The 8,106-nt window shown below is 71.0% G+C and carries 10 protein-coding genes; 6 read left to right on the top strand and 4 right to left on the bottom strand.

The window, feature by feature from the left end; genetic code table 11:
- Positions 1–845: MFS transporter (locus ACTHL9_RS00185; RefSeq protein ID WP_440516608.1), on the bottom strand; the 845-nt coding region annotated here is incomplete at its 3' end.
- 123 nt (positions 846–968) lie between these two features.
- Between ACTHL9_RS00185 and ACTHL9_RS00180 the strand changes: the two genes are divergently transcribed.
- A complete protein-coding gene (locus ACTHL9_RS00180; protein WP_440516607.1) occupies positions 969–2,009 on the top strand; it encodes a LacI family DNA-binding transcriptional regulator in 1,041 nt (346 codons plus the stop codon).
- Here the strand turns inward: ACTHL9_RS00180 and ACTHL9_RS00175 are convergent.
- Together ACTHL9_RS00175 and ACTHL9_RS00170 are read right to left on the bottom strand one after the other, a co-directional pair.
- Entirely contained in the window at positions 2,006–3,271 is a 1,266-nt protein-coding gene (locus tag ACTHL9_RS00175) for an MFS transporter (protein ID WP_440516606.1), read from the bottom strand. The genes ACTHL9_RS00180 and ACTHL9_RS00175 overlap by 4 nt on opposite strands.
- On the bottom strand, positions 3,268–3,981 hold the full coding sequence (locus ACTHL9_RS00170; RefSeq protein ID WP_440516605.1) for an alpha/beta fold hydrolase: 714 nt from the start codon (positions 3,979–3,981) through the stop codon (positions 3,268–3,270). The genes ACTHL9_RS00175 and ACTHL9_RS00170 overlap by 4 nt, the downstream gene beginning before the upstream one ends.
- A 141-nt stretch (positions 3,982–4,122) precedes the next feature.
- On the opposite strand from ACTHL9_RS00170, the gene ACTHL9_RS00165 reads away from it, so the two are divergent.
- The 5 genes from ACTHL9_RS00165 to ACTHL9_RS00145 are packed head-to-tail and all read left to right on the top strand — an operon-like array spanning position 4,123 to position 6,842.
- A complete protein-coding gene (locus tag ACTHL9_RS00165) occupies positions 4,123–4,878 on the top strand; it encodes a flavodoxin family protein (protein ID WP_440516604.1) in 756 nt (251 codons plus the stop codon).
- Between the two features lie 45 nt (positions 4,879–4,923).
- Positions 4,924–5,433, top strand: a complete 510-nt coding sequence (locus ACTHL9_RS00160; protein WP_440516603.1) for a universal stress protein — start codon at positions 4,924–4,926, stop codon at positions 5,431–5,433.
- Positions 5,433–5,915: a fluoride efflux transporter CrcB gene (gene crcB / locus ACTHL9_RS00155; protein WP_440516602.1), complete on the top strand. Its 483-nt coding sequence runs from the start codon at positions 5,433–5,435 to the stop codon at positions 5,913–5,915. Before ACTHL9_RS00160 ends, crcB begins: the two co-directional genes overlap by 1 nt.
- Positions 5,912–6,277, top strand: a complete 366-nt coding sequence (locus tag ACTHL9_RS00150) for a fluoride efflux transporter FluC (RefSeq protein WP_440516601.1) — start codon at positions 5,912–5,914, stop codon at positions 6,275–6,277. The genes crcB and ACTHL9_RS00150 overlap by 4 nt, the downstream gene beginning before the upstream one ends.
- Before the next feature lie 58 nt (positions 6,278–6,335).
- Complete coding sequence (locus tag ACTHL9_RS00145) at positions 6,336–6,842, top strand: helicase associated domain-containing protein (RefSeq protein ID WP_440516600.1); 507 nt, start codon at positions 6,336–6,338, stop codon at positions 6,840–6,842.
- 22 nt (positions 6,843–6,864) lie between these two features.
- Here ACTHL9_RS00145 and ACTHL9_RS00140 read toward each other — a convergent pair whose 3' ends face one another.
- A complete protein-coding gene (locus ACTHL9_RS00140) occupies positions 6,865–7,932 on the bottom strand; it encodes a zinc-dependent alcohol dehydrogenase family protein (protein ID WP_440516599.1) in 1,068 nt (355 codons plus the stop codon).
- Positions 7,933–8,106 lie beyond the last annotated feature (174 nt).

The following is an 8,106-nucleotide window of genomic DNA, read 5'->3' as shown; positions in this document are numbered from 1 at the left end:
GCGATCCCGAGGCCGATGGCGACGAGCAGGATCCGGAACAGGTTCTTGTTGGAGAAGATGGCACGCCAGCCGATCTGGTGGCTCTCCCGCTCCTCCTTGGCGACGAGCTCGACGTCGGCGAGTTCGGCGACGGCCCGATCCGTGGCGCGGACGGTCTGGAGCACGGCGAGCGCTTCATCCCGGCGGCCCTTCTCAACCAGCCAGCGGGGCGACTCGGGCATCCGGAGCATGCCGAAGAAGAGGGCGATGGCGGGCAGCGCACAGATCGCGAACATGATGCGCCAGACGCCGTCGAGGTGGCCGAAGAGGTTGCCGATAATGGCGTTGACCACGAACGCGGCGAGTTGGCCGATCACGATCGCGAGCTCGTTGCGCCCGGCGAGCGAGCCGCGGATCTCGTAGGGCGCGAGTTCCGCGAGGAAGACCGGCACCACGGTCGAGGCTCCGCCCACCGCGAGGCCGAGGAGAATCCGCCCAACCACGAGGACCTCGAAATTCGGGGTGAAGACCACCGCGACGGTTCCGGCGAAGAAGAGCACGGCGAGGAGGATGATCGTCTTGCGTCGGCCCCAGGCGTCCGAGAGGCGCCCGCCGAAGATCGCACCGATCGCGGCCGCGAAGACGAGCGAGGCCGTGACGACCCCTTCGGTCATGGGCGTTAGTCCTAGTTCGGCGGACATCGGGCTCAGCGCGCCATTGATGACGCCCGTGTCATAGCCGAAGAGCAGTCCTCCGAACGTGGCGACGAGAGCCACGAGCCCGAGCCGCTTGCGGTGGGGGCCATCTGTGAGCGGAGGAAGTGGAGCAGTACTGGGGGTTCCGCTGTGCGCAGAGGCAGTAGCCATCTGGACTCCTTTGTCAGCTGGAGGCGGGAAAGTGACCCGCGTCTCAATGAGACTAACGCGCGAAAGGAAACTATGTAAAGTCAAACCGACAAATCCCCTGAACAGCCATGCGAGGATGACAGGGTGAGGGAAGAGCGCAACCGCCAAAGGGCCGTGACGCAAGAGGACGTCGCCCAAGCGGTAGGGGTCTCCCGCACCTTGGTCTCCTTCGCCTTTCGGGGCGCGCCGGGGGTGAGCAGCGAGACGCGGCAGGCGATCCTGGAAGCCGCCCAGCGCCTCGGCTACCGGCACAACGCGGCGGCCGCTGACCTCGCGAGCAAGCGGCCCTCCGCCGTCGGGCTTTTCCTCCTGGACCTGCGCAATGAAGTGTTCGTGGATATCTTCAGCGGAGTGCGCGAATCCCTCGAGGGCGCACGGAACCGCCTCATCCTCAGTGTCTCGCAGTCGCAGGGCACCGTCGATGAGGGCGCGATGGACTCCCTCGTCGAAGCCCGGGTGGGCATCGTCATCGCGGCAACGCTCTTCGACACCGACGAGCGCGTGAAGGCCTTGGCGGCCAGTATGCCGCTGGTAAACGTGGCACGGCGGATCGACGGCGTGGACAGCGTCTACTCGGACGACCGCGCGGGCGCTCGCGCCGCCACGGAGCATCTCCTGCGCCTCGGGCACACGCGCGTGGCCCACGTGACGGGCCCCGGAGCCGAAGGCCATCTCGAGCGGCGTCGTGCCTACGCCGCAACCATGCTCGACGCCGGCCTCACCCCGCGCGTCGTGGTCGCCGACGAATACACCCAGGAGGCGGCGTGGCGCGCCGCGAGCGCACTGCTCGTCGGGGCAGAACGGCCGACGGCGGTCTTCGCCCACAACGACGAGCTCGCCTTGGGCGTCCGCGAGGCCGCCCACGCGCTCCGTCTCAGCGTGCCGCGCGATCTCTCCCTCGTGGGGTACGACGACTCCCGGATCGCACGGCTGCACGGCATTGACCTCACGTCCGTGGACCTGCACGCCCTCGACCTCGGACGCGCCGCCGGCGCCGCCGCCCTCGCGCGCCTCGCCAACCCGGGGGCGCCCCCAGTGGATCAGAGCAGCAACCCGAGACTCGTGGTCCGCCGGTCGACGGCGGCGCCGGCGCACGTGGCCTCGGGCACCGAACACCGCGGCTAGCGAGAGCGGATCGCCGCGATCCCGCACCCGGCCATGACGACGACGGCCGCGAGGATGAACAGGAACGGCGCCGTCCAGCCGCCCGCGGCATCGCGGAGGAAGCCCATGAGGATCGGGCCCACGGACGCGAAACCGTAGCCGACTGACTGGATGAACGCCGTCATGCGCCGGTTCTCGTCAAGCGAGCGGGCCCGCTGGATCACCACGGTGAACATGACCGTGAACGTGCCGCCTTGAGCGACGCCGCCCACGAGCGCCCACAGGGGCCAGAGGTCGGCGGCGAGCAGGATGCCGACCGGCAGCGTGATCCAGCACGCCGCAACGAGGGCGAACAGCCGCTGCGCCCCCCATCCGGCACGGGCGAGCGCCGGCACGAGCAGAGGCCCGAAGATCGCGAAGAGCTGGAAGAGGCTCGCCGCGAGCCCGGCCTCGGAGGCGGTCATTCCGCGGGTCTGCACGAGGAACGTGGGCAGCCACAGCGTGATGCCGTAGTAGCCGAGGTTGTGGAGGGCGAACGCCACGGTGAAGAGCCGGGTCATGCGGCGGTTGGCCGGGCTGAGCTTCGGCGCCGGAACCGTGGGCAGGGGCCCGGTCTGGGTGCCGGGCTGTCCTTGGGCGGCGCGCAGCTCGGCACGACGGCGCGCGGCTGCCCGGGCGAGCGGGCCCGGGAAGTCGTTGTCGGACCACCGTGGACCGTCCTTGGACGGCGGGAACACGGAGAACCAGACGGCACCGGCGAGCGCGGTCAGCGCGAGCCACGAGACGAGGGACCATTGCCACCCGATCACTCCTGCGAGCGGCGCCGTCGCCGCGGAGGCGATCGTCGTGCCCACGTTGACGGCCGCCGTCGTAAGCCCCGTCATGAGCGCGGCGCGGTGCGGGAAGTCCCTGCCGACGAGGAGCGGCGTCACCACGTTCACGATCGTCATCGCGACACCGAGCACTACTGTGCCCACAATCGCCCCGACCGGCCCGCCGAACGACCGGATCACGACGCCGAGCACGAGGCCCCCGAAGAAGTACAGGTTGGCGTGATTGAGCCCGATCTTCCCGATGAACCACGCCGCGGCCGGCGTGACGAGCCCGAAGCACAGCACAGGGATGGCCGTGAGCAGACCGGCGACTGCGGCTGAGAGGCCGGTGTCATGCTGGATGCTCCCGAGCACGGGGCCGAGGCTCACGAGCGGCGCCCGCGCGTTGAGGGACATGAGGCCCACGGCGAGCAGCGCCAGGACGGTGGCTCGTCCGATCCCGCGGCTCACGAGGGCGTCGATTCCAGCAGCAGGCGGGCCACCACGCGCGGGTCGGTGTACATCATGACGTGCGGGGCCCGCTGCACGACCACCACGCGCGGCGAGCGGGCGCGCGCCGCGAGCCGGTGGAGCCAGTCGGGCGGAGCGATGGGATCCCGCTCCCCGCCGACAATAAGCACCTCCCGCTCGAGGAGGCCGATGCGCTCCTCGATCCGATGCGCCATCATCTCGCGCAGCGTCTTGAGCCACCAAGGGACCCCGCAGCGCAGGTAATCCCTCGTGATGATCCCGTTGACGTCCCACGGCTCCCGCAGCGTGTCCTGCAGGAGCCGGAGGCCCTGCAGCGGGACCGAATGCTCGGCGGTGTTCACCGTGGGCGCGAGCAGGGCAACGCGCTCGCGGCCTTGCCGCTGGATGCCCATCTCGACGGCAACCTGGCATCCCATCGAGTGCCCCACGATCGTCGGCTGGCCGGCCTCGAACCGATCGAACGCCCGCCACGCAGCCTCGGCGAACTCCCCCATGCTCAGTGGGCGCTTCGGCTCGAGGTTCTTCCCGTGGCCGGGCAGTTCGAGCAGGAACACCCGCGAGTGCTTCGCGAGTTCCTCGGCGAGCGGCCGGAAATAGACCGACGAAGCCCCGATTCCATGCACGAGCACGAAGGTCCGCTCTCCCGAGCCGCCGGTCCGGACGTGGATCCCGTTGCGCTCGTCGAGCACATGTACGTCCCCGAATCTCCTGGCCAGAGCTTCCTCCTTTGTCGCCTGACCAGCCTAGTCACACAAGCGGACGACGCCGGACCTCGCCTCGGGCGCGCGGGCGCGCCTAGCATCGAGGCACCCCGACGGAAGGAGCCGGCCATGCTGCCGGAATCGGTCCAGGCCTTCATCGATGCCGAGATCGCGGCCAACACCACGGACTTCGCCGACCTGCGTGCCGTCTATCTCAACGGCACCCTCAAACGCAGCCCCGAAGTGAGCCACACGGACGGCCTCCTCGCGATCAGCCGGCACGTGCTGGAGGGCGTGGGGGCCCGCGTCGACGTAGTGCGCACAGTTGACTACGACATTCCTCCCGGCGTCTATCCCGACATGCGGGAGCACGGCTGGGAGACGGACGAGTTCCCAGACCTGTACCACAGCCTCATCGAGCCGGCCGACATCGTGGTCATGGCCACCCCCATCTGGCTCGGCGACCAGTCGTCCGTGACCCGCAAGATGGTCGAGCGGCTGTACGGCTGGTCGGGCGAGCTGAATCCGGCGGGACAGTGGTCCTACTACGGCAAGGTCGGCGGCGTGATCGTGACCGGCAACGAGGACGGCGGCAAGCACTGCTCAGCCCAGCTGCTCTACGCCCTCAGCCACATCGGCTTCACGATCCCGCCACAGGCGGACGCCTACTGGAACGGCGAGGCCGGCCCCGGGCCCTCTTATTTGGACGACAACCGCGGCGCCCAGAACCACTGGACCACCCGCAACACCGTCTTCGCCGCGTGGAACATGCTCCACACCGCGCGGCGCCTGAAGGACGCGGGCGGGATTCCCGCCCACGGGAACGTCACGTTCAACTGGGACCTGAGCAATCCGGAGCATCCGAATCCGGAATACCGGAGCTGATCGCGCCAGCCGAGGGCCGCGATGTCCCGGCGGTAAGCTGGCCGGGTGCCCGATGCTCAGCCGACCCCTTACCGGCTCCGCCGCCTCAACGGTGCCGTGCTCGTCGGGGTCACTCCCGGCCAGTCGCTCGCGGTCCTGCACCGGGCGGCGGACCTCGCGCACACCCTGGGCGTCCCGCTCGTCTGCGCCTTCGCAGACCCCGCTGCCTTCCCCGAGCGCGAGGCGGACGGGCGGCGAGAGGCGGTGGCCATCGATCCCGACGGGGTCGACGACGACGCCGCGGACATCCGCGCGGATCTCTACCGCGGCCTCACGTCGGAACTCGCCGACGCCGAACTGAACTGGACCTTCGTCGCCCTCGCAGGCGAGCCGGCCGCCGCCTTGGGGGGCCACGCGGAGGAGATCGACGCCTCCATGATTGTGGTCGGCAGCCGCGAGCGCGCCCGCCTCGAGGAAGTCATCGGGGGGTCGGTGGCACTGCGGCTCTCGCATCGCCAGGCGCGGCCCGTCGTCGTCGTGCCCCTCGGCCATCACCACGGGCGCGGGGAGCGGTGATGGCCGCGAAGCCCAACGCGGCCGCGGACCCGCGGGACGCGGGCACCCTCGGTGCCCGGCGCCCGAGCCTCCCGCTGCATCTGCACCCGGGCTACATCGCCGTCGTCGTCCTCGGCGGAGTGCCGGGAGCGCTTGCCCGCTACGGCCTCGAGCTCACGCTACCCGCACCCGCGGGCTGGCCACTGCCCACCCTGGTGATCAACCTCGCCGGGGCCTTCATCCTCGGGTTCCTCCTCGAGGCGCTCGCCCGGCGCGGAGCAGACCACGGGCGACGGCGGCTCCTCCGCCTGCTCATCGGAACCGGCTTCGTCGGTGCGTTCACCACGTACAGCACCTTCGCAGTCGAGGCCGACCGCCTCCTCGCCTCCGGACGCCCCCTCGGCGCCCTCGCCTACCTCGCTGCGACCGTGATCGGCGGGGTCCTCGCGAGCGTGCTGGGAATCTGGGTCGCGTCGGTGCAGCGGTCCCGGAGAAGTGCATGACGGTCCTCCTCCTCGGAATGGCGGGCGGCCTCGGCGCCGGGACCCGGTTCATGGTCGATGGGCTCGTCCGGTCCCTGTTCCGCACGGCCCTCCCGTTCGGGACCATCCTCATCAACGTCACCGGCTCGTTCCTCCTGGGCCTCGTCACGGGCGCCACCCTCCACGGCGCGCCGACCGACCTCCAGGCCGTCGCGGGCACGGGATTCCTCGGCGGCTACACCACGTTCAGCACGGCGAGCGTCGAGACGGTCCGCCTCGTCCAGGCCGGTCGCCCGGGCCTCGCGGCGCTCAACGCCCTCGGGACCCTCGGCCTCACGCTCCTGGCCGCCGCGGCCGGCGTCGTCGTCGCGGGCGGCTTCTGAGCGGACGCATCCGGCGTGGCTCCGCACAACCCGGAGGCTGCCGATTTAAGCTCCGCGTGTGGCCAATCCGTCCGGAACCCCCAAGGGCGCCCGAGGGCTTGAGGCCCGGGAGATCCGCGGCCTCGTCGAACAGCTGCGTCTGCTCAACGGCGTGCCGTCAGCCTCCCCCGCACAGCCCGCATCCGGCCGCACGCCCCCGACGCCGGGCAGTTTCCCGTTCTCGGTCCCACCCGCTCACGCGGGGCCCGGCGGCACGAGTTCGCAGCCGAACCTCAAGTTCCGGAACCTCCTCGCCCGCGTGGTCGAATTCAAAACCGCCGAGGGGCGGCTTCCCGGGTGCGGGCGCGCGCCACGCGAGGAGCGGAACCTCGGCTCGTGGCTCTACCGCCAGCGCCGGCGCTGGGCCGCGGGCGAGATGACGGCGAACGAGGCCGAGGCATTGGACGCAGCGCTCGGCCCGTGGTGGACCCTCCCGCCGCGGAAGGCGCGCAAGGCGGAGTCCGAAGCCTTGCGGGGACACCGGCAAGCCAAGGGCGAGCCGCCGCGCCGGTCGATCTCCGCGTAGGCGGCCTTCGAGCCTCCCGCCGTCAGTCCGTCCCGCCCGGCACGAGCATGACTTTGATCGCCCGGCGCTCATCCATCGCCGCGTACGCCTCGGCGGCGTCCTCGAGCGGCATCACGGAGTCGAAGACGAGGCCCGGATCGATGGCCCCGGACAGCACGTCCTCGAGCAGCTCCGGCAGGTACGCCCGGGTTGAGGCCGCGCCGCCGCCGACTGAGATGTTCTTCGAGAAGAGCAGGCCGATGGGCAGCTCGGCGCCACCCGCGGGAACGCCCACGAAACCCACGCTCCCGCCGGGACGGGTGCAGTGCAGGGCCTGATCCATGGACTCCTTGGTGCCCACGCATTCGAGCACCGAGTCCGCCAGGACTCCCCCGAGCAGCTCCCGCACCTTGTCCGCGGCGGCCTTCCCGCGTTCCGCGACGATCTCCGTCGCCCCGAACTTGCGGGCGATCTCGGCGCGATCCTCGTGCCGTGACATCGCGATGATGCGCGCGGCGCCCAGACGCTTCGCGGCGAGGACCCCGCAGAGGCCGACGGCGCCGTCGCCCACCACCACGACGCTCCGGGTGGGCCCGACGTCAGCGGCGAGCGCCGCGTGGTGGCCCGTCCCCATGACGTCGGAGAGCGTGAGCAGGCTCTTCAGGAGGGGCTCGTCCGGCTCCGTCACGCCGCGTACCGGCACGAGGGTCCCGTCGGCCATCGGAACGCGGACGCGCTCGCCCTGCCCGCCGTCCACGGGGAAGCCGTCCTCGTCCGTTCCGCCCCACGCGGCGCGGTGGTCGCAGGCGACCTGGACGCCGTTGAGGCACTGGGGGCATTCCCCGCACGAGACGGCCCACGGCGCCACGACGAAGTCGCCCTCGGAGACGACCGTGACGTCGTCCCCCACGGCTTCGACGATGCCCACGAACTCGTGACCGATCGGGTGCGCCTTCTCGGTGGCGCGCACACCGCGGTAGGGCCACAGGTCGGAGCCGCAGACGCAGGCGGCGACCACCCGCACGATCGCGTCCCCCGGCAGGTGCAGCTCCGGATCCTGCCTGTCCTCAACGCGGATGTCGTGAGGGCCGTAGATCATCGTGGCTCGCATGCTGGCTCCTTCTGTGCTGCTCATCGGGGCACTTCGGTGCTGCTCATCGGGGCACTTCGGCGCTCTCCGAATGCGCCGTGGCCCGGGGGGGGGGGGGCCCCCCCCAACAGGTCGGCCGCAACCCGGGCGGGAGGCACAGGGGCTCGGCGCCCCATGCCTGCGGGGCAACCCGCG

It is taken from the genome of Sinomonas sp. (genome assembly GCF_051955515.1).
Taxonomy (GTDB): domain Bacteria; phylum Actinomycetota; class Actinomycetes; order Actinomycetales; family Micrococcaceae; genus Sinomonas.
The sequence above is the reverse complement of the archived record's forward strand: the minus strand, read 5'-3'. Positions and strand labels throughout refer to the sequence as shown.